Raw genomic sequence first — 21,222 nt, 5'->3', positions numbered from 1 at the left:
CTCGTCGGGGCTGTTTTGTTTGGCTCCTTTTCGCCGGGGCCCGTTCGCCACACGTTCATGATCAAAGTCAGTCTCATCTCCCTCGGTTGCGCGAAGAATCTCGTCGATAGCGAGATCATGGTCGGCCACCTTCATAAAGCCGGCATGGCCGTCATCCCCGAGGCCGAAAAGGCCGACGTCGTGATCGTCAACACCTGCTCGTTCATCGACTCCTCGAAGGAGGAATCCATCGGCCACATCCTCGAGGTCCATCAGAACCGCGGCATGCGCAAGCGCCGCAAGGAGCAGAAGCTGATCGTGGCCGGCTGCATGTCGCAGCGGTTTTCCAAGGATCTCCCGAGCGCGATGCCCGAAGTCGACGCGTTCATCGGCCTCGACCAGGTCACGAAAGTAGCGCCGATCATCGAGGAGATCTACGCGAAGGAGCGCGGCAAAAAGGACGCGCCCGTTTCCTTCATCGAGGGCCGGTCGACGTATATCCCCGATTACGATACGCCGCGCTTCCGGCTCACGCCGAAACATTTTGCCTACGTCAAGATCGCCGAGGGCTGCAACCACCCGTGCACGTTCTGCATCATCCCGCAGATCCGCGGCCGGCATCGCAGCCGCACCGTCGAGAGCGTCGTCGCCGAGGTGCGCCAGCTCGTGAAGGAAGGCGTGAAGGAGATCGACCTCATTTCGCAGGACACGACGTTCTTCGGCATGGACACCTGGGAGCAGCGGCCGAATCCGCGCACGCCGGTCGATTCGACCCGCGGCACCGCGCTCACGACGCTCCTCCGCCAGCTCAACGCGATCGAGGGCGATTTCTGGATCCGCCTGCTCTATACGCATCCCGCGCACTGGAGCGACGAGCTCATCAAGACCATCGCCGAGTGCCCGAAGGTCGCGCGCTACATCGACATTCCGCTCCAGCACATCAGCGACCACATGCTCGGCCGGATGCAACGCGAGACCAGCGGCGATTACATCCGCGACCTGATCCGCCGGATCCGCGCCGGCATTCCCGGCATCGCGATCCGCACGACGTTCATCGTCGGCTTCCCCGGGGAAACCGAGGCGGACGTCGCCGAGCTCTGCGAGTTCATCCGCGAAACGAAGTTCGAGCGTCTCGGCGTTTTCCGTTATTCGCAGGAGGAAGGCACGCGCGCGGCGAAAATGGAGGAACAGCTTCCAGCCAAGGTAAAGGAAGCGCGGTGGCACCGCACGATGGCGCTCCAGAAGGAAATCGCCGCCGAGGTGAGCAAAGGCTACGTCGGCCGCACGCTCAAGGTGCTCGTCGAGGAACCCGGCGTCGCTCGCGGCGAAGCGGATGCGCCCGACATCGACGGACGCGTCTACATCCCGCGCGATCTTCCTGTCGGCGAATTCGTCGAGGTGAAGATCACCGGCTATCAGGATTACGATCTACTCGCGCTGCCCGCCGGTGAATTGCCGACAACGCGGAAGATCGCGAAACAGGCACAGTAAAAGCCGCGCGTGCGGTTTCGCTCGTCGCGACGCCTCAGGCTTCGCGACGGCGAGGCCAGCTCGTCACTCCGGATTCGCCGCCTGGGCGGTCGCCGCTTGTCGCGCGATCTCGGCCACGTCGGACGCAGGCAGGATCACCACCCCCGTGCGACGGTTGTTGGCGAAATTCTGCAGCGCGATTCCGAGCACGCGTCCCTCGAGATCGAAGGCCGGCGCGCCGAGCATCAAGTCGGTCATCAGATAAAAACGCCGGGGCTTTTCCACGATGCCCATCACGTCGGTCGCGCGGATCAAGGGCACACGCTGCAGCACTTTCGGGGCGCGCCCCACGGTGTAGAAGCGTCCCAGCGTGGCGCCTTCCGCGGCGTTTTCCAGATTCACGTGCGCGAAACGGCGCGGCTCCGCGGCCGCGTTGTCCACCGGCGCCATGAACGCGAGATCGAGATCGACGTCCTTCAAAACGAATCGCGCCGGCAGCTCCGTGCCGTCGGCAAGCCGGAGCTTCACTTCCTTGAAATCGGCCCCGAGCAACTCGACCCGGGAATTGGGCCCCGGCATCGCGCGCATCGCTTCGAAGGCCACCTGCGGGTCGACCTCTGCGAGCGAGGCGACGGTCAAGCCACTTTCGGAAATCACGGTGCCGTTCACCTCGACGCGCTGTTCGCGCGGCGGCGCTTCGCGGTCGCCCATCTTCACTTTCAGCGTCACCACGAGTTCGACGCCGATAACGGCGTCCGCGTAACGCTGGACGAGCGCTTGGGCGGCGGCGTGCGGTTCCGGCGCCGCGGCAATGGAGGAGACGAACGGCACCGCCACAGCGAGCGCGGCGGCGAGGCGGTGAAAACGACAGGCTTTCATGATTTGGAGCGGGCGGGTTGGAGGTTGATCTCGACGAAAAGCGTCTGGCCGCGGCGCCGCACGAGCAGCACCCACCAGTTTTGATTCCCGGCGGCGACGGCTTCGCGCGCGGCCCTCAGATCCGCAAGCGTGGCGATCGGCATCCCGGCTGCCGCCTCGATCACGTCGTCGCTGCGCAACCCGGCGAGCGCCGCCCAACCTGCCGGCGTCGCGCTTTCCACCAGCACGCCGCGCGCGTCGGGCGAAAGCTGCAACCGCACGCGATCGTCGAACGCAATGTCCCGCGCCGAAAATTCCAGATCGCGATCCTCCCACCACGGCATCTCCGCCGGAGGCTCGGGCTGCGTCTCCAGCACCACCGGAAGTTCGATTTTCCTGCCGTCCCGCCAGAGGGCCAACACCGCCGTGGTGTCCGCGCGATACTGTCGTATTTGGCGGGCCAATACGTCCGTATCCTCGGCGCGACGGGCCGTCACGTCGACGCCGTCGATCGCCAGCACGACGTCGCCGACCTGCAGGCCGGCTTTTTCCGCCTGGGTCGCCGGATAGATGCGCGTCAGCCGCGCGCCGCCCGCGGCGCCGATGCCCAGGCGCGCCGCCAGCTTCGGAGTCAGGGGCTGCGAGGCCGCGCCGAGCCAGGCCTTGCGCGCCAGCTGAGTGACGCTGCGATCGGTCGTCTCGCGCAGTTCCACGACGGAACTGATCAGCGCACCCTCGCGCCGGACGGCGACGAGCACCGTGCGCTTCCGCTCCGGTGCGTCGGCCAGCAACTTCTCCGTCAGTGCTCGCAGCTCCGTGACGTTCGCGACCGCGTGGCCATCGACGCCAACGATCACGTCTTCCCGTCGCAGCACCGGTTCGGCCTGACCGCAGGGGCCGGCCGGGCGGATGTTCTCCAGCCAGACGCCGCGTTGATCGGGCAGGCGTTCGTCCCGCGCGAGGCTGAACGTCAGGTCGCGGACCACCGCGCCCCAGCTGCGCACTTCCACGTCGTCGGCCTGCGCCGGCTGGCGCGCCACCAGTTCGACCGTGGCTTTCCGGACTTGACCGTCGCGCTCGAATTCGAGCGCCACGGGTTGTCCGGGGAGCTTGCTCGCCTCGAGACGATTGAAATGAGCCACGGCCTTTTCCTCGGCGCCCTCGACCTTGTGTCCGTCACATGCCAGGATCACGTCGCCTGGCTGTATCCCCGATTTGGATGCCGGCGAGCCCTCGGCCACATCGGCGACGACCACGCCGGCGCCAGCGCCATCCGCCTCGAGCCGGCGCTGCACCGTGACGCCCGACCAGCCGCGAATCACCTGCCCGGTGCGGATGAGACTCTCCGCGACCACGCGGCCGAGATTGCCGGGAATCGCGCCGCTCAGGTTGAAGACGCCCAGCTCGTTGATGCCGACGATCTCGCCGGCGCGATTGACGAGCGGCCCGCCACTATTGCCGCCGAAGATGCGCGCGTCATGCAGGATCCAGCGCACGAGATCGCCGACGTTCTCGCCGCGCAGCATCATCTTGCCGGCGGTCTGCTCCGGCAGCACGAGCGAGGGATTGGAGACGACGCCGCGCGTGACCGACTGCGCGAGGAAACCGGGGCTTCCGAGGGCGAAGATTTCCTCGCCGGCTTTCAAGGTATCCGAATCGCCAAACTGCGCCACGGCGAGCGGGCCGGCGGCGTGGTCGCGTTGCGTGAGGTCGAGCTGCAGCACGGCGAGATCGGTCAGGGCATCCTGCCCCACCCGCCGCGCATCGACGTGCGAGCCGTCGTAGAGATAGCAGCGAAAGTAATCGCCGTCGTCGGTCACGTGGCAGTTGGTGAGCACGTGGCCCTCGGCGGAGATGATCACGCCGCTGCCGCCGGTCCACTGTTTGGTGAGTCGTCCGTCGTGGGGCCGCAGCCGGATCGCTTCGATGCGCACGATCGACGGAAAAACCCGCTGCAGCATCGGGTCGCTCGACGCGACCGTCGCGCTCTCCGGCCGCGCACCGGGAGCCTGCGCGAGCAGAGGCACCGTATTTCCGATCACCGTCGTCGACAGCAGCCAGATCGCCAGTCGACGCCACACACCTGCCGGGCTACGAACGTTCATAGGGTAACGTCGGCAAGCAGGTCCACGAATCGGCGTGACGCAAGCGCTTCCTGCAGCGTCCTTGCGGCAGCAACTCCCGCGTTATCGCATCGCGGCGACGAATTGGCCGATGATGCCGTCGAAGGATCCGTTGGTGAAAAACGCCACCACTCGCGGCTGGGCAGACCCGCCCAGATTCGCGAGGAGCTTCTCCAGCAGCAGCGCGTTCGAGGTCGCCGTATGCGCCTCGCCGCCGAGCGCTTCGAGATGCTGTGCGACCGCAATCGTGTCGAAGCGATCGCCGGCGCTGAGTTTTTCCGCGCGATTGACGGTGCCGAGATAAACCTCGTCGGCGAGCGCGAGCGCGCGCATGAAGCCAGCCTCGAGCACCTTGGTGCGGGCCGTGTTGCTGCGCGGCTCGAACACCGCGGTCAGCCGCGCACCGGGAAACCGCGCGCGGAACGAATGCAGCGTTTCCGCAAGCGCCGTGGGATGATGGCCGAAGTCCTCGATCACGGTCAGTCGCGGCGTGCGCAGCAAGATTTCCTGGCGCCGCTTCACGCCGCGGAATCGCGCCAGCGCGCCGAGTTGGAGCGTGGTTGGATTCTCCGGCGCGAGCGCGAGGCCGGCCGCGGTCGCCGCCATCGCGGCGTTGCGCGCGTTGAACAGCCCGGGCTGGGTCCACGCGATCTCGGCCCAAGGCGCGCCGCGCCAGGTGAGCGAGAAACGCGCGCGGTCAGCCGACTCGGTGAAGTTCAGGATCCGCACGTCGCATTTTTCGTTCACGCCCACGCGCACGACCTGCGTCCACGGCAGCGGCCCCAGGGCGCGGAGGTTCTCGTCGTCGCCGTTGAGCACGACGAAGCCGTTGCGCGGCACGATCCGGGAAAGATGCGTGAACGTCCGCTGCACGTCGGCGAGATCGCGAAAAATATCCGCGTGATCAAACTCGAGATTGTTCAGCACCGCGATGTGCGGCGCGTAATGAATGAACTTGCTGCGCTTGTCGAAGAACGCGCTGTCGTATTCGTCGCCCTCGATCACGAACGGCTCCGTGGCGCCGCCGAGGTGTGCGCCGACTGGCGGATCCAGCGGCACGCCGCCGATGAGGAAACCGGGATCGCGCGCGTTCTCCCGTAGCAGGAACGCCGTGAGCGAGGTGGTGGTCGTTTTCCCGTGCGTCCCGCAGATCACGAGATTGCGGCGGCGCTTCAGCACCAGTTCGTACAACATCGCGGGCAGCGACGTGAACGGCAGCGCGCGGGTCTCGAGCAGCCACTCGACCTCCGGATTGCCGCGCGACATCGCGTTGCCGATCACCACCAGATCGGGCGCGAGTCGTTCGAGCCGCGCGGCATCGTAGCCCTCATGCAGCGCAATGCCCGCCTCGGCGAGCACCGTGCTCATGGGCGGATACACCCCGGCGTCGGCGCCCATCACCTCGTGCCCGGCCGAGCGCGCCAGCAGCGCCGCGTTGCCCATCGCCGTGCCGCAAATGCCCATGAAGTAGACTTTCATCGCAATGACGTCCCAGCGTGCACGAAATCGGCGCGGCGCAAAGCCGATCTTGCACCGCCCCGAGTGCTGGTCGCTAAGCGCTGGTGGAGATCCGTCGGATGGACGCCCGCAACCGCTGCACGTCGACCGGCTTGGTCAGGTGTTCGGTGAATCCCGCCTCCCGGCAGGCCTGCAAATCGTCCTCCATGCCATACCCGCTGAGACAAATGGCGTCGATCTCGGGATCGATTTCGCGCAGCCTTTTCATGAGCACGAGGCCGCTTTCGTCCGGCAACCCAAGATCCGAAATCACGAGATCGAACTCGCGCGCGAGGAAGAGCTCGAGCGCCGCCGCTGCGCAATCCGCATGTTCCACCTCGTAGCCGCCGCTGCGCAACAGGCGTGCCAGCACGCGACCGGTGTCCACATGGTCCTCGACCAGCAGGATCCGCAGCTTGCGGTCATCGGCGTGGCGGGCAGACGGCCCGGTGGTCGGCGCCGGGGGGAGTGCCCGAGGTTCTGGTGCGGACACCAGCGGCAATTCGACCGTGAACGTCGAGCCATGCCCCACCCCATCCGAGCTCACCTTCACGGTGCCTTGGTGCAGCTCGACGATCACTTTGACGATCGCCAGTCCCAGGCCCAGACCGGCGTCGCTGCCGCGTTGTTTGCCCGCGGGCGACACCTGCTCGAACGGTTTGAAGATACGTTCGATATTTTCGGCCGCGATGCCGAGTCCGTGGTCGACGATGTCGATTGCCACGCGGCCAGGATCGTCCGCGACCATGCGCGCGGAGAGCAGAATCCGCGCTTTCGGCGGGCTGAACTTCATCGCGTTCTTGAGGATGTTCCAAAACACCTGCTGCAGCCGCGCGCCGTCGCCGTCGACGTAGCAACCGTCCACCGCATCGATCTCCACGACCAGCGTCTGGCTGCGGGCATCGAGATCCGGAGCGACGATTCCCGCGGTCTCGCGCAGCAGCACCGCCAGTTCCAGCGTCTGCTTCTCCAGATCCAACTTGCCGCGACCGAGCCGGGTAAGGTCGAGCAGATCGTCGATCAGCCGGCTCTGGATCGAAACGTTGCGACGGATCATGCGCAGATCCTCGCGGGCGTCGGCCGGAAGGCGTTCGTCGCTTTCCAATCCACCCGCCGCCGCGAGCACCGGCGTCAGCGGCGTGCGCAGTTCGTGCGAAAGCATCGCGAGGAATTGATCCTTCGCCTGGCTGACGCGCTCCAGCTCCTGCGTGCGCTGCTGCAAGACCTTCTGCCACCGGATGCCTTCGACGATCAATCCGCATTGCGCGGCGATCCATTCGATCACGCTGAACTGCTCCTGCGTCCAATGGGACTCCGTCACGCTGCAGGCGACGACAATGCCGTAGGTTTTCCCGCCGACGTGCAGCGGCGTGGCCAGGATGGAGCGAATGCGATCCGCGGGCGTAAACGGCGCCGCCAGTTCGCGCTGCTTCGTCAGGTCGGAGACATAGGCCGTGCAATCCTTCTCGATCACCACCTGCGCGATGGAGCCTTCGAGCGGCCATTCCTCCGGCACGCGACCGTGGGGTTCGTGGCAGGCCTGCACCTTGATGCGCAACGCGTCCGGATCGATGCGCAGCACCGCCACGCAGTCAGCCGGGCGGCCGATCGCCGAAAGGGAACGCCGGCACGTATCTTCCAGCACCGCCAGACTGGACGACGGCAGGCGCGTCGACTCGAGCAAGCCTTGCAGGATTTCTTCGCGCAGACGGATGCGATCGTTCACGGACTGCAGCTCCTCGTTCTGGCCGGTCAACTCCTCGGCCTGCGATTCGATTTCCTCGTTCTGCTGCGCCAGTTCCTCCGTCTGGATTTTGATTTCCTCGTTCTGCTGGGCGAGTTCCTCCGCCTGCGCCTCCAGTTCGGCGTTCTGCTCGGTCAGGCGTGCGTTGTGAGCGTCCAGATGGTTCCGGAGCCGGATGATCGCGAGAACAACCGCCATGCCGATGCCGATGTTGAGCAAGGTGGCCGTCAGCATCAGGCCGCGCTGGACGTCTGCCGCCGTCTCGGCTTCGACGATCGTCGCCCGGATCACGGCGCCGAGGATAAACACGAGCGCCATGCCCCAGGCGTGCCAGCTGCGGCGCGTCCAGACCGCGGCCATCAACGGCAGGACATACGTGAGCGGAAAAACGTGATCCGGAAACGCCCACAAGCGAACCGCCGTCCATACGACGGTTAGTCCGACAACAAATAAGGTGCCCGGCCAATGGGACGGTAAGCGATGGGAAGAAATCATCCGGCGATACGTTTTTGAAAAATACACGGCGCCACGCGCACGAGCGGCAGCCGCTTCGGCGGACGATCGGCCTTGCCCACCACCAGAAAGCCGCCTTCCGCGACTTCCGCGCACAACCGGGCCCAGAGCGTGTCCGCAACCTCGCCGTCGAGATAGATGGCCATGTTCCGCCAGAGCAGGAGATGCCATGGACCCGGCGCCACCTCCTGGAGAAGATCCGCCGCGACCCAACGCACGGCCTGGCGGAGGAAGGGCGCCACCGCCACCGTCGTCGCGTTCTGCTGAAGATAGACATCGCGCCAGCGCGGTTCGAGATTCTCGAGCGTCTCGCCCCCGAAAACTCCCGCGCGCGCCCGGTCGATCGCCGTGCTCCTCAGATCCGTGCCGAGCAGCTCGCTGCTGCGCAGCCAGCCTTTCTCCGCCAGCAGCATCGCGATCGAATACAACTCCAGTCCGTCCGAGCACGCCGCGCTCCAGATTCGCAACCGCGCGGTCTTTCTCGCCAGCTCGGGGATCACTTCACGCTCGAGCGCATGAAACACCGTCGTGTCGCGAAAAAAACCGGTCACCCCGAGCAGGACCACGTTCAACAACTCGCCTCGCAGCCGCTCGTCCCGTTCGAGTCGCGCGCTCCCCTCGCGCACCGAGTTCACCCGCAGATAGCGCAGACAAGCCGACACCCGGCGCATCAGCGCCCGCGCGCGATAAGCCTCCAGACGCAGACCCGGCGCGGCGAAAATCTGCTGCAAGAACTGCTCCGCTTCCGCGTCGACCGGAACCGCAGGCTGGGCGATCCAGGTTCGCGGACGCGCGGCCGGAGCCGGTCGGCGACGGGGGGCGGCCAGTCCTTCAAAAAACAGGTGTTCCAGCTTCATCTCGCGATACGGCTAAGGGAAAAACGCAATCCGCCGGACGATTGCGCAAGCCGCCAGCAAACAGGCCCGGCCACGGGCGAGTCAAACCAAGTTCACGCCAACGTGAACTCTTCCCAAAACAAATGCCATTTACATGAGATTGACCGGGTCCACATCGAGCACCTGCGTGATGTCGTCCGGCCACGCGAACCCCGCACGCAGCCGCGCAAGCTCCGGCACCACTTTCGAAACGCCGTTCGTGAAATACCAGAGCTGCCAGCGATACTCGTCCTTGATCTTTTCGATCGGCGAGGCAGACGGGCCGCGCAACTCCACCTTGCCGCTCAGCTCCTTCTCGACCAGTCGCGCCCACTGCTCCGCGAAAAACTTCAGCTTCTCCGGATTCGGTCCGCGAAACAGGTGATGGATGAGGTGCCGGTAAGGCGGGTAATGAAAATCGCGCCGCAGCTTCAGCTCCGATTCGGCGAAGCCCGCGAAATCCGCCTGCCGCGAAAACTGGATCGGCTCCGCCTGCGGCGTGAACGTTTGGACGATCACATCGCCGGCGCGATCTCCCCGCCCCGCCCGCCCGGCCACCTGCACGAGCAGCTGGAACGTCCGCTCGTTGGCGCGGAAATCCGGGATGTGCATCGACATGTCCGCGTCGATCAAGCCGACCAGCGTCACGTTCGGAAAATCGAGTCCCTTGCCGATCATCTGCGTGCCGACGAGCACGTCGATCCGGCCGGCGCGAAACTGCGCCAGCACCTCGCGAAACCGGTTTTTCTTCGCCATCGCGTCGGTGTCCATCCGCTCGATCCTGGCGCGCGGCAGCACGCGTCGCACCGCTTCCTCCACGCGCTGCGTCCCCAGTCCCTTCCAGCGAATATCCGGCGCGCCGCACTGCGGGCAACGCGGCGGCGCCGGTTTCTGGTGGTTGCACAGATGACAGCGCAGCAACTCGTCGGCCCGGTGATACGTCAACGCGATGCTGCAATGCGGACACTCCTCCACATGCCCGCATTTCGTGCAGAGCATCGACGAAGAATAGCCGCGGCGGTTGATGAACAGGATCGTCTGCTCGCGACGCTCGAAACGCGCATACATCGCGTCGACGAGCCGGCGCGAGAGCGTCGGCAGTGCGCGCTGCTTCATCGCCTCGATGCGCAGATCGACGATCTCGATGTGCGGCAGCTGGCGCGCGTCGACGCGCTGCGTCAGCGTGAGCTGGCGGTATTTGCCGGCGAGGACGTTGGCGAAACTCTCCAGCGACGGCGTCGCCGAGCCGAGCAGGCACACGGCGCCGTTCAACTTCGCGCGCATCACCGCCACGTCGCGGCCGTGATAACGCGGCGTCTCGTCCTGCTTGTAAGCGGGTTCGTGTTCCTCATCGACGACGATCAACCGCAGATCCTGCACGGGCGCGAAAATTGCCGAACGCGCGCCCACGACGATTCGCGCTTCGCCGGTCGCCAGCGCGAGCCAGCCGTCGAATCGCTCGCCTTCGCTCAAATGGCTGTGCCACACGACGCAACGATGCGCTGGCGCGATCGCCTCGAGCCGCGAGCGCAGCCGCGCGACGGTCTGCGGCGTCAACGCCACTTCCGGCACGAGAAAAATCACGCCACCGCCGCTCTTCAGCGCGGTGTCGATCGCGCGCAGGTAAACTTCGGTTTTGCCCGAACCGGTCACGCCGTGCAGCAGCGTCACGCCGAATTTTTGTTCGGCGAGACTCGCATCGAGCGCCGCCACCGCCGCGGCCTGCTCGACATTGAGGGCGTGCGGCTGCGACGCCACCAGTTCGCCGTGCGCGAAATCGTCGTGATAGGCGACGCGCTCGACGCGGCGGATCTCCTCGCGCACGACGCCGCCTTTCACGAGCGAAGCGACCGTCGGTGCGCTGACGTCCAGCCGCGAGAGGACCAGCGACTTTTTCTGCGGGCGAAACTGCTGCGCGAGAAACCGATAGAGTTTCGCCTGCGCCGGTGCGCGTTTCTCGAGTTGGGTGAGTTCGTCGTCCGCGAGCTTGGTGCAGAGCGCGAGCAGTTTTTCGTGTTTCACCGTCGCTCCGTTGCGCACCGCGGCGGGCAGCATCGTCTCGATCACGCTGTCGACGCCGCAGGCGTAATAGCCCGCCATCCAGCGCGCGAGCTTCAGCAACTCCGGCGAGAGCGCCGGAAACGGATGCACGACCTGCGCGATGCTTTTCAGCTTCTCGATCGGGAAATCCGCCGGCGCGCCGATCTCGCCCACGATTCCCAGCCGCAGCGTCCGCAGCACCGGCACGCGCACGAGCGAGCCCACCGCGACGAGGTCGCGCTGGTCTTCGGGCACGCGGTAGTGCAGGAGCTTATCGAAGCCCGCGAGCGGATGGACGCCGACAGTCATTCGAGCGATCACGGAGCAGCGTTTCCCGCATGGCAAGACGGAGCGCGCGGGGAGCCCGCGAGAGCCACGAACGCATTGACACACCCCGCGACCGGACGGACATTTTTGCCGTGAACATCCCTGCGGCCCGCGAAAAATTCCGAAAATTCCTCACGCAAAAAGGTCTGCGCGTGACGAATCAGCGGCTGGCCATTTTCGACGCGGCGGTGGCGCAGAAAGAGCACTTCACGGCAGAGGAGTTGCTCGATTACGCCCGCACGATCGACGACTCCGTGTCGCGCGCCACCGTTTACCGCACGCTGCCCATCATGACGGAGAGCGCGTTGCTGCGCGAAGTTGATATCGGCTCGGGAGAAAAGTTCTATCATCCCAACGAGGACGGCGGCAGCACCCAGGTGGCGCAGGTCGTGTGTCTCGATTGCGACAAGATTTTCGAGATCAGCGCGCCGTTCATGAGCTGGTATGGCAATACGGTCTCCTCGAAGCTGGGCCTGACGCCCGTTTCGCAGCGGCTCCAGGTCAGCGCGCGATGCGACACCCTTCGCCTCACCGGCTCCTGTCCGCGCCGCGCCTCCTGAACCGCCATGTCGCGACCCAACGATCCTGAATTCGAGATTCGTTTTTTCGAGTCGGTGCTCAAACGCGACGCCACCTACACGGACGTCATCGAGATTCTCGGCGGGCTTTACACCAAACAAGGCCGGATCGTGGACGGGCTGAAGATGGATCGCCGACTCGTGCGCCTGCGGCCCTCCAACGCGACCGCCCATTACAATCTCGCCTGCAGCCTGGCGCTCGTGAAACGCAAGGCCGACGCGCTGCGCGCGCTGCGCGAAGCGGTGAAACTCGGCTACAACGACTTCGACTGGATGCAGCAGGATCCCGACCTCGACGGTCTGAAGGATCACCCGGAATTCGTCGCACTCCTCAATCAGCTCAAGCCGCAGAGCTGAAGCGCGGCGGCAACACCCAAGTGTAACCGCCTGAGGTGGACCCGACGTCCTCGTCGGGTTGATCGTCGGTCGCAAGCCCTCCCGCCCAACGAGAACGTCGGGCTCATGTTCGCGCCGACGCTTATCGTAGTCCCAACTGCTGCAGCACCGTGTTCAGGTCGTCGACCGGACGCCAGATGCCACGCGCTTGGGCGACGAGCGCCTTGCTCCGATCGCGGCGCGTCTCGGACGGGTTCACCTCCACGATCTCGGGCCGGTTCAGCGTCATGCCCGCCGTCTCGGCGCCGGACAGCGGCGTCCATCGAAACGGAATCCCGGACCAGTTGAAACTAATCTCCCAGCCGCCGACGATCATCGGCAGCGGTTTCGTGACGAGCGACGGATAACGGCGCACGAAATCAGGCACGCGGCGCGTGGCGATTTTCAGCCGCACCGCCACCGCCATTTCCGCGAAATACTCGTCGAAATTGTTCACCCGACGCGCCCGCCACGCCTCAAGGAAATCCAGCGGATCGATGCCCATCAGGTTCATGCCGTTCCAAAGGCCATGATCGTTGCGGCTGCCGAATTTCCGCGAGTCATACCAGGCCTGAAAATCGTCCGTGACCCGCAGACCGATTTCGAAATGCAAGTGCGCCCGATCCCGCGGAATCGTGTAGCCGCCGGCGGTGTGTCCCATCGTGCCCAGCACCTGTCCGCGCCGAACGCTCGCGCCCACGCGCACCGACGGATCGATGCGCGCGAGATGCGCGTAGAGCGTGTAAACCGCGGGGCTCACGCCGGGATGCTCGAGCACGAGGTAGCGGCCGTAACTGCTCCGGCCCGCGACGGCGCTCACGTGGCGCACGACGCCGTCCATCGCCGCAAAAACCGGATCGGTCGGCTCGCCCTGCCGGTCGCGCGCGCTCGGCTTGATGTCGATGCCTTCGTGAAACTGGCGGCCTCCACTCCGCACGCCGCCAAATCCGCCCGACTCCGGATCGCCCGAGCCCGCATGCTGCAGAAACTCCCGCGCCGGGCGGCCTTCCGTCCACGCGTTGCCCGGCGTCGGCCAGGCCAGCTCCACACGTGGGGCCGCCGCGGCCGCCGACGACCAAGCCGCCAGGGCGCACAGCATCGCGCCCACCCCCACCGTCATGCGCTTCCTCACGGTTTCGCCTTCCTGATCCGGATGCTCCACCCGGCGCCGCAGGCGACGCCGTGTCGTTGTGCGAAATTTCCCTGGTTCAGAGCCACGGCTACGTTCATCAAGCTGTTCAAATAAAGCAGCGGCGCCCCCTCCGGCACGTCGCCGAAGGTCCGCGCGTAAGGCAGCTCGCCCTCGAACACAACGTCCGCGCCGCGCGCGATCGTGACCCGGAAACGCTCGCCCGCCACCGGCCCCAGCTGCGCGAACAGTTCCTCGCCGAGATTCGTCCAGACGTTGCCGAATTGAAAATCCAAATACGGAATCGCGCCGACGAGCGTGTCGCCCTCCCGCCGCGCCTTTTCGTAGGGCAGGCGGACGACGTCCGGTAACGCCGGTCCGACATCGTCGAACGCCAGCGCACCCGCCGCGAGCTGGGCGCCAACATACGCATACACGTCGCGCCCGTGAAAGGTGTGCGACCGCTCCGAGCCCGGCCGCCGGTGCTTCGTCTCGTCGATCTCGCGCACCGCCGCGATGCCGATCTCCTCGGCGATCAGCGTCCACGTGCCGTTGTCGGGACCGACGAACAGCTGCCCGTTGCCCGCTTTCACCACGACGGATTTGCGCGCGGTGCCGACGCCCGGATCGATCACCGAGACGAACACCGTATCCGCCGGCCAATACGGCGCCGCCTGCTTCAACCGATACGCCGCCTCCCCGATGTCGAACGGCGTGTTCTCGTGCGACAGGTCGTGGATCGCGAGCCGCGGGCTCACGCCCACCGCGATGCCTTTCATCTCGGCGACCGCGCCGTCTTTCGTGCCGAAATCGGTCTGCAGCACCAGCGCGCCCGCGCGTGCCAGCGCGAAGCTCGAAAGGAAAATCAAAACGCAGCGTATCATCGTGAAGCGGACGGCAGCGGCGGGAGCCGTTCCGACGATCGTTCCGACGGAGTTTTCTCCGCCGGCGAATCGAACGCCTCCATCACCTCCGCGCCCACCGCATCGGCAATCAATCGCCCGCGGTCTGTCAACCGCACGTTCGTGCCCGCGCGCACCGCGAGCCCCGCGTCGGCCAGCCGCTTCAGCAGTTCCTCGACCTGTGCCCAGGGCGCGCCGGGCGCCGCCGCCCGCCACGGAGCGAGGTCGACGCCGTCGTTCATCCGCAGCCCGAAGATCACCGCATCCTCCGCAAGCGCCGCCGGCGTCAGCTCCACGCGATCCTCGGTCACGCGCTCGCCCCGGGCGACGCGCGCAAGCCATTGCTCCAGATCCGCGATGTTCGCGCCGCGCATCCCGTCCTGCTGCGAGGCCGCCGACGGACCGAGCCCGATCCACTCGTGCATCCGCCAAGTATTCAGATTGTGAACACAGCGATGACCCGGCCGCGCGAAATTCGACACCTCGTATTGCGCGTAACCCGCGCCGGCCAGCTGGGCCCAGGTGGCTTCGTAAAGCCGCGCCTCATGCTCCGTATCCAGTTTTACCCGACCCTGCGACAGCTTCACCCACAGGGCGGTGTCCTCCTCGAACGTGAGGCAGTAAGTCGAGAGGTGATCCGGGGCGAGCCGCACCGCCTCACGCACATCCTCGCGCCATTCCGCCTCCGTCTGCCCCGGCAGCGCGAACATCAGGTCGAGGTTGACGCTCGGAAAGTCCACCGCGCGCACGCGTTCGTAGGCGCGATAGACCTGCTCGCGCGTGTGCTGGCGGCCGAGCGCGTCGAGCAGCACGGGTTGGAAGCTCTGCACGCCCATCGAGATCCGCGTCACGCCCGCGTCGCGCAGCGCCTGCAAACGCTCGACCGTCACCGAAGCCGGCGCCATCTCGACCGTCCACTCGGCCGGCGTGCCGCCGCAGCGCGCGCGCACCTGGGCGGCGAGCCGCGCGAGGTCCGCCGGCGCGAGCAGGCCGGGCGTGCCGCCGCCCCAGAACACGGTGGTCACCGGTCGCGACCACGACACCAGGTCCGCCTCGCTCGCGATGCCGTTCAGGAAACTTTTCACCCCTTGCGCGGTCGGCTTGGTTTGGTAGAACGCGCAGAAGTCGCAGGTCGAGGCGCAGAACGGCACGTGCACGTAGAGTCCCAACGGTTTGCCCGTCTCAGCTTTGGCTTGCTCTGATGCAAAGTGACTCATTACTAACGCGCCTTGATCCGCCCGGTTTTCACGCTCAAAAATTCAATGCATATCAACCGTCTTTTCCTCGCGAGGAAATTCCTTTTCGGGCTCGGCGCCGCGCTGGGTCTGCTCCTTTTCGCCGGTTGCCAGGGCGTTGTCCTGTCCAATCTCACGCCCGCCTCGCTGCCGGAAAATCCCTCGCAGATTTACACCATCACGCTGCGCGTCACACCGAAAGCGCACACCATCGTCCCCGGCAGCCTTCGTCCGCAGATCGTGGTGGACGGTCGCAACTTCCCGATGACGAAAAGCCCGCTGGGAGAGAACCTTTACGAGTTCGACTACCAACTGCCCGCCGGTCGCGACGCGTTCGCCTATTACTTCCTCGTCGATTACCAGGTGCAGTCCAACAACGGTTCGTCTCCGGCGCAGACTTACTCTGGCGTCACCCAGGCCTCGGTCGTGCACCGCTACGTGCTCTCGCTCGAGGTCAATCGCGGTCCCGTCGGCGCGCGCATCAGCGTGCTCGGCCGCGGTTTCACCCCGCAGGACGTGATTTATTTCGACAGCACCGCCACGCGCACGGTTTACGAATCGCCGAATGCCCTGAGCTTTTTCGTTCCCGCGCTGACGCCCGGCCAGAACTACCGGGTCACACTCGGCAGCGCCGCGGGCACCTCGCCGGTCGGCACGTTCCGCATCGATGCGAGCAACCTCACCGTTTCGCCGTCCGCACTGACGCTGCGTCGCGGGGAAACGCAGTCGCTGACCTTCACCGTGCCCAATCCCGCCCCCGCCGGCGGCCTGTTGCTCGACCTGACCACCGACGTGCCCGAGAGCGTGATCATGCCCGAGGTGATCGTGCCGCAGGGCCAGACCAGCGTCACGGTGAACGTTCAGGGTGGCCGGCCCGGCAGCGGCAGCTTGTTCCTGAAAGGCTACGGCGCCGGCGAGGTCACGGTCCCGGTGTCGGTCCAGTAACCGAATCGGATTTTTATTTCGCCAAGGGCGGGTCTTCGGACCCGCCTTTTTGTTGCCCGTCGAAGCGCAACGTGAGCACCACCGGCCGGTGATCGCTGGCCTCGCGCACGCCGTCGCCATCGAACACCCGCGCGATTGCGTCGATCCCGTCTTGCTGGCGCAGCCCCGGCGAGAGCAACACGTGATCGACCCGCGTATACGTATCGCGTTTCGCATAGGCATGCGTCCACGCCTCGCCGCGTGAATCGAACGCTGGCATCAGTTCCGCAAGCGGAGTCTGCCCGCGCCGCCGGAAACGCTGCAGCGCCGGGCTGTCCTTGCTGTCGTTGAAGTCGCCGACGATGACGAACAACGCCAGGGACGGATCCGGAAACACGCGCAACACCGCGTCGCGGATCGACGCCGCCTCCGCGGTTCGCCGCGCAGCCGACTGCGGATCGTCGGCGCGATCGGTGTAGCGACTTTTCAAATGCACGCCGAACAACGCGAGCTCGCCGGCCGGCGTCGCGAACCGCGCCTCGAGCAGTCCGCGTTTCACGGACACGACTTCGCCCCGATAAGCGATCGTGAGCCCCGCATGCGGCACGAACGCGACCGGGCGCACACGCGCGAGCAGGCCGAGCTTCCGCTCCGCATCCGCCGCGTCGACGATCGCACGAAACGGGTAATCGCAGCCCTCGCCGCGCAGATCCCGGGCCAGCTCCTCGAGGTAGGCTTCCCCGCCGATTTCCTGGAGAACAACGATGTCCGCGTTCAGTGCCCGGATCACCCGCCGCAGCGCCGCTTTCTGGCGCTCGGGCTTTGGATACTCCGGCCTGAACCCGGCGTCCGTCATCCGGTTCGCGAGCCCGTAGTTTTCCACATTATACGTGGCGATCGTCAGCGACTCGCGGCCCGCAGATTCCGACAGGAGAAAACCAAGCCAGAACGCTGCGACGAAAGTCCATCTCATGACGCCGGAGACCACGAGAGAGCGCGATCCCGCCCGCCGGCGCAAACCGTTTCTCCCGGACCCCGCCGCGGCTCCGCCCCTCAAGCCGGCTGCGTCAGCGCCCGCTCGCGCTCGACCAGCGTCGGGTGCGAGTAGTGGAACGCGCTGAACCACGGGTGCGGCGTGAGGTTCGTGAGATTCTTCTGCGCGAGCTTGCGCAGCGCGCCGACCATCGGGCCGGCCCCGCCCATGGCATCGCGCGCGAAGGCATCCGCCTCGTATTCGTATTTCCGCGACAACGCGTTGCTCAGCGGCGAGAACCAGAACGTCACCACACCGCTCAAAAGTCCGAACAACAGGAACGCCGGCGCGATCTCGCCCGGCGGGAATCCGAAGGCGAGATTGAACCACGGATTCGCCGCCAGCCACGCGATGACCGCAAACGCCGCGAGCATCAGCGCGGCCGACAGCGCGAGCATTTTCGGGATGTGGCCGCGGCGATAGTGGCCGATTTCGTGCGCCAGCACCGCCTCCAGCTCCTCCGGCGTCAGCTGAGCGATCAGCGTATCGAAAAGCACGATGCGCCGGAAACGGCCGAAGCCCGTGAAGAACGCGTTCGAGTGTCCCGAGCGCTTGCTGCCGTCCATCACCTCGATCGTCTGCGCCTTGAAACCCGTGCGATCGCCGAGCGCCAGCAGGCGGTGACGCAAGTCGCCCTCGGGCAGCGGCGTGAGCTTGTTGAACAACGGCAGGATCAGCTTCGGATACAGCACCAGCATCAGCAGCTGAAACGCGAACAGCAGCGCAAAGGCCCAGATCCACCACGTCGGCCCGACCCAGTTGACCAGTGACAACAGCGCCCAAAGCAGCGGAAAGCCGATCGCGAGCATCAGCAGCATACCTTTCAACTTGTCGGTGAACCACAAGCGCACGCTGCTTTTGTTGAAGCCAAACTTCGCCTCGAGTCGGAAGTGCTCCCACCAGTCGAACGGCAGCGAGGGGACGGACAAGAGCACGCCGGCGATCAGGATGAACAACGCGCGCGTCCAGACCGCCTCGTCGGCGCCCCACCCGATCGCGCTCATGAACAACCACGGCAACACGCCGCCGAAAACAAAGAGCGCGAGCACCAGCGTGTCGAAGACACTGGTGAGCATGCCGAAGCTGGAGCGCTCCAACGTGTAGCGGACCGATTTGCGGTAGGTCGCCTCGTCCATGATCGCCGCCACCGCCGGCGGCGGCGTGGCGGCGTGGCGGCGCACTTCGGCGCGGTTGAGCGCCGTCAGCACCAGATCACCCAACAGCCGCAATCCCAGCAGGCCCGCCGTCACCAGCATCACAATTAACATTCCGTCATGCAGACGGGTTTTCGAACGTCGCCAACGCAAAATCGCGACGCCGCGCGGCCCGTCCCGGCGGCGTGCTGACACAGGAGCGGCCCACGTTTTGATTGAAAAGCCCCCCACCCGGCGCATCGTTCGCGCTTGTGGAAGCCACTGACAAGAAACTCTCCTTCGAGACCGCGCTCGAGCAGCTCGAATCCATCGTCGAGGCGATGGAGTCCGGCGAGATTCCGCTCGCCGACCTGCTCGCGAAGTTCGAGGAGGGAAACAAGCTTCTGAAGATCTGCGAGGCCCGCCTGAAGGACGCCGAACTCAAGATCGAACTGCTCAAGAAGCAGAAAGACGGCGTCGCCTTCTCCTCTTTCGATGCCGCCGGCGACGCCTGATCGCCCGCGTTTCGCTTCCGCTCTGTTGAATGAATGATTCCGCCCCCGAAACGCCTCCGCGGCTGCTTGCCACCATCCGCGGTCCGGCCGATGTCAAAGCGCTCCCGCCGGGCCAGTTGCCGCAGCTCGCCCAGGAGATTCGCGACGAACTGATCGCGGTTACCGCGAAAAACGGCGGACACATTGGCCCCAATCTCGGGGTCGTCGAGCTCACGATCGCGCTGCATCGCATTTTTACCACGCCCGAGGACCAGTTCGTCTTCGACGTGGCTCACCAGGGCTACGTGCACAAACTGCTCACCGCCCGCGGCGGCGAGTTTTTCCGCCGATTGCGCCACACCGACGGCGCGAGCGGTTTTCTCTCCCGGGCGGAAAGTCCGCACGACGCTTTCGGCGCCGGCCACGCAGGCACCGCGCTGTCCGCGGCGCTTGGCATGGCCACCGCGCGCGATCTCCGCGGCACGGGCGAACACGTCATCGCGATCTGCGGCGATGCCGCTTTCACCTGCGGCATCACGATGGAGGCGCTGAACAACGTCGTCGCCTCCACCAAGCGCCTGATCGTCATCCTCAACGATAACGAGTGGTCGATCGCGAAAAACGTCGGCGCCATCTCCGCCTACCTCAACCGGATCTCCACCAGCCCGACCTACAACAAGATCCACCACGACATCGAAAAATTCTTCACGAGCTTCCAGCGCGGCGTGGAGATGAACCGGATGTATCAAAAGTGGAAGCGCGAGACGAAGGACTTCTTCGTCGAGTCGTCGCTCTTCGAAAAATTCGGGCTGCGCTACCTTGGCCCGGTCGACGGCCATGACCTCGACGCCCTCGCGAAGAACCTCGAGTTTGCCAAAAACTGCGACGTGCCCGTGCTCGTGCACGTGCTCACGAAGAAGGGCAAGGGGCTCAACGCCGCGATCAACTTTCCCGAGCGTTTCCATGGGGCCAGTCCGTTCGATCCCGTCACCGGCGAGAACACGAAATCGGCCGCCTCCGCGCCAAACTATCAGGACGTCTTCGGGCAGGCGCTGACGCGCTTCGCCCAGGCCGACCCGATGATCGTCGGGATCACCGGCGCGATGCCCAGCGGCACCGGTCTGTCGCATCTGGCCACCGCGCTGCCGCGGCAGTTCTTCGACGTCGGCATCGCCGAGGAACACGCGGTGCTCTTTGCCGCCGGCCTCGCCACTAAGGGTATCAAGCCGGTGTGCGCGATTTACTCGACGTTCCTTCAACGCGCCTACGACCAGATCATTCACGACGTCGCGCTGCAGAATCTGCCGGTGACGTTCTGCCTGGACCGCGCAGGGCTTTCCCCGAACGACGGTCCCACGCATCACGGCCTGTTCGATCTCGCCTACCTGCGCTGCGTGCCGAATGTCACCGTGATGCAGCCGAAGGACGAGGACGAACTCGTCGACATGCTTCACACGAGCCTGCAACTCGGCGCGCCGGCTTTCGTCCGTTATCCGCGCGGATCCGGCGTGGGCGTCCCGCTGAAGCCCGAGCCCGCCCTGCTGCCGATCGGCCAGGCGGAGGTGCTGCGACAGGGCTCCAACATCATGCTGTGGGCGCTCGGTCCGATGGTGCAGGACGCGCTGAAGCTCGCCGCCCGGCTCGAGGCGGAGGAGAACCTCTCCGTGGGCGTCGTCAACGCCCGCTTCGTCAAACCGCTCGACCGCACGCTGCTGCTCAGCCACGCGGCTTGTATCCCTTTGCTGGTTACACTCGAGGACCATGTCGTCACCGGCGGCTTCGGCAGTGCCGTGCTCGAAGCGCTGCAGGAGGCGAATTGCCCGGCGGCCGTGGAGCGGATCGGCTGGCCGGACAAATTTGTGGAGCACGGCAGCAGCGTCGAAACGTTGCGGGCCGCGCACGGGCTGTCGTTCGAGGACATGTATCGCCGCGTGGTCGACCGCTGGCGGCATCTCAGCGCCGAGCACGTCGCGGCCGACGTGTGAGTTGCGCG

At 65.7% G+C, this 21,222-nt stretch carries 17 protein-coding genes; 6 read left to right on the top strand and 11 right to left on the bottom strand.

Annotated elements, in window-relative coordinates; genetic code table 11:
- Positions 1-57: 57 nt before the first annotated feature.
- The gene (gene rimO, locus AC6RV7_RS10945; RefSeq protein WP_500094013.1) at positions 58-1,470 is read left to right on the top strand and encodes a 30S ribosomal protein S12 methylthiotransferase RimO; all 1,413 of its coding nucleotides are present in this window, start codon (positions 58-60) and stop codon (positions 1,468-1,470) included.
- A 63-nt stretch (positions 1,471-1,533) separates the two neighbouring features.
- Here the strand turns inward: rimO and AC6RV7_RS10940 are convergent, their stop codons facing one another.
- From AC6RV7_RS10940 to priA, 6 genes are all read right to left on the bottom strand, one after another.
- The gene (locus AC6RV7_RS10940; RefSeq protein ID WP_500094012.1) at positions 1,534-2,328 is read right to left on the bottom strand and encodes a S1 family peptidase; all 795 of its coding nucleotides are present in this window, start codon (positions 2,326-2,328) and stop codon (positions 1,534-1,536) included.
- A complete protein-coding gene (locus AC6RV7_RS10935; RefSeq protein WP_500094011.1) occupies positions 2,325-4,412 on the bottom strand; it encodes a PDZ domain-containing protein in 2,088 nt (695 codons plus the stop codon). The genes AC6RV7_RS10940 and AC6RV7_RS10935 overlap by 4 nt, the downstream gene beginning before the upstream one ends.
- An 81-nt stretch (positions 4,413-4,493) precedes the next feature.
- Entirely contained in the window at positions 4,494-5,909 is a 1,416-nt protein-coding gene (locus AC6RV7_RS10930; protein WP_500094010.1) for a UDP-N-acetylmuramate--L-alanine ligase, read from the bottom strand.
- 73 nt (positions 5,910-5,982) lie between these two features.
- Positions 5,983-8,082 carry a hybrid sensor histidine kinase/response regulator gene (locus tag AC6RV7_RS10925; RefSeq protein ID WP_500094009.1) on the bottom strand — a complete coding sequence of 700 codons (2,100 nt, stop codon included), beginning with the start codon at positions 8,080-8,082 and terminating at the stop codon, positions 5,983-5,985.
- Positions 8,083-8,162: 80 nt separating this feature from the next.
- Entirely contained in the window at positions 8,163-9,041 is an 879-nt protein-coding gene (locus AC6RV7_RS10920) for a CheR family methyltransferase (RefSeq protein ID WP_500094008.1), read from the bottom strand.
- Between the two features lie 129 nt (positions 9,042-9,170).
- The gene (gene priA / locus AC6RV7_RS10915; protein ID WP_500094007.1) at positions 9,171-11,408 is read right to left on the bottom strand and encodes a replication restart helicase PriA; all 2,238 of its coding nucleotides are present in this window, start codon (positions 11,406-11,408) and stop codon (positions 9,171-9,173) included.
- A 110-nt stretch (positions 11,409-11,518) separates the two neighbouring features.
- Between priA and AC6RV7_RS10910 the strand changes: the two genes are divergently transcribed.
- Both AC6RV7_RS10910 and AC6RV7_RS10905 read left to right on the top strand, forming a co-directional pair.
- Entirely contained in the window at positions 11,519-11,986 is a 468-nt protein-coding gene (locus AC6RV7_RS10910) for a Fur family transcriptional regulator (protein ID WP_500094006.1), read from the top strand.
- A gap of 6 nt (positions 11,987-11,992) precedes the next feature.
- A complete protein-coding gene (locus tag AC6RV7_RS10905) occupies positions 11,993-12,361 on the top strand; it encodes a TPR end-of-group domain-containing protein (RefSeq protein WP_500094005.1) in 369 nt (122 codons plus the stop codon).
- Between the two features lie 121 nt (positions 12,362-12,482).
- Here the strand turns inward: AC6RV7_RS10905 and AC6RV7_RS10900 are convergent, their stop codons facing one another.
- From AC6RV7_RS10900 to hemW, 3 genes are read right to left on the bottom strand one after another with little or no spacing between them, the layout of a single operon-like run.
- The gene (locus AC6RV7_RS10900; protein WP_500094004.1) at positions 12,483-13,541 is read right to left on the bottom strand and encodes a M23 family metallopeptidase; all 1,059 of its coding nucleotides are present in this window, start codon (positions 13,539-13,541) and stop codon (positions 12,483-12,485) included.
- The gene (locus AC6RV7_RS10895) at positions 13,508-14,392 is read right to left on the bottom strand and encodes an SAM hydrolase/SAM-dependent halogenase family protein (RefSeq protein ID WP_500094003.1); all 885 of its coding nucleotides are present in this window, start codon (positions 14,390-14,392) and stop codon (positions 13,508-13,510) included. Before AC6RV7_RS10895 ends, AC6RV7_RS10900 begins: the two co-directional genes overlap by 34 nt.
- Positions 14,389-15,627, bottom strand: a complete 1,239-nt coding sequence (gene hemW / locus AC6RV7_RS10890; RefSeq protein WP_500094002.1) for a radical SAM family heme chaperone HemW — start codon at positions 15,625-15,627, stop codon at positions 14,389-14,391. The genes AC6RV7_RS10895 and hemW overlap by 4 nt, the downstream gene beginning before the upstream one ends.
- Before the next feature lie 45 nt (positions 15,628-15,672).
- On the opposite strand from hemW, the gene AC6RV7_RS10885 reads away from it, so the two are divergent.
- Complete coding sequence (locus AC6RV7_RS10885) at positions 15,673-16,590, top strand: IPT/TIG domain-containing protein (protein WP_500094001.1); 918 nt, start codon at positions 15,673-15,675, stop codon at positions 16,588-16,590.
- Positions 16,591-16,603: 13 nt separating this feature from the next.
- Here AC6RV7_RS10885 and AC6RV7_RS10880 read toward each other — a convergent pair whose 3' ends face one another.
- Entirely contained in the window at positions 16,604-17,542 is a 939-nt protein-coding gene (locus AC6RV7_RS10880) for an endonuclease/exonuclease/phosphatase family protein (protein ID WP_500094000.1), read from the bottom strand.
- Between the two features lie 80 nt (positions 17,543-17,622).
- On the bottom strand, positions 17,623-18,870 hold the full coding sequence (locus AC6RV7_RS10875; protein WP_500093999.1) for a M48 family metallopeptidase: 1,248 nt from the start codon (positions 18,868-18,870) through the stop codon (positions 17,623-17,625).
- 137 nt (positions 18,871-19,007) lie between these two features.
- Between AC6RV7_RS10875 and xseB the strand changes: the two genes are divergently transcribed.
- A complete protein-coding gene (xseB, locus tag AC6RV7_RS10870) occupies positions 19,008-19,250 on the top strand; it encodes an exodeoxyribonuclease VII small subunit (protein WP_500093998.1) in 243 nt (80 codons plus the stop codon).
- Between the two features lie 29 nt (positions 19,251-19,279).
- Positions 19,280-21,214 (top strand): 1-deoxy-D-xylulose-5-phosphate synthase, encoded by a 1,935-nt coding sequence (gene dxs, locus AC6RV7_RS10865; protein WP_500093997.1) that lies wholly within the window; start codon positions 19,280-19,282, stop codon positions 21,212-21,214.
- Positions 21,215-21,222: the final 8 nt, after the last annotated feature.

The sequence above is a fragment of the Opitutus sp. sgz309028 genome (assembly GCF_059821195.1).
Note: the sequence above shows the minus strand (reverse complement) of the source record. Positions and strands in the feature narration are given on the sequence as shown.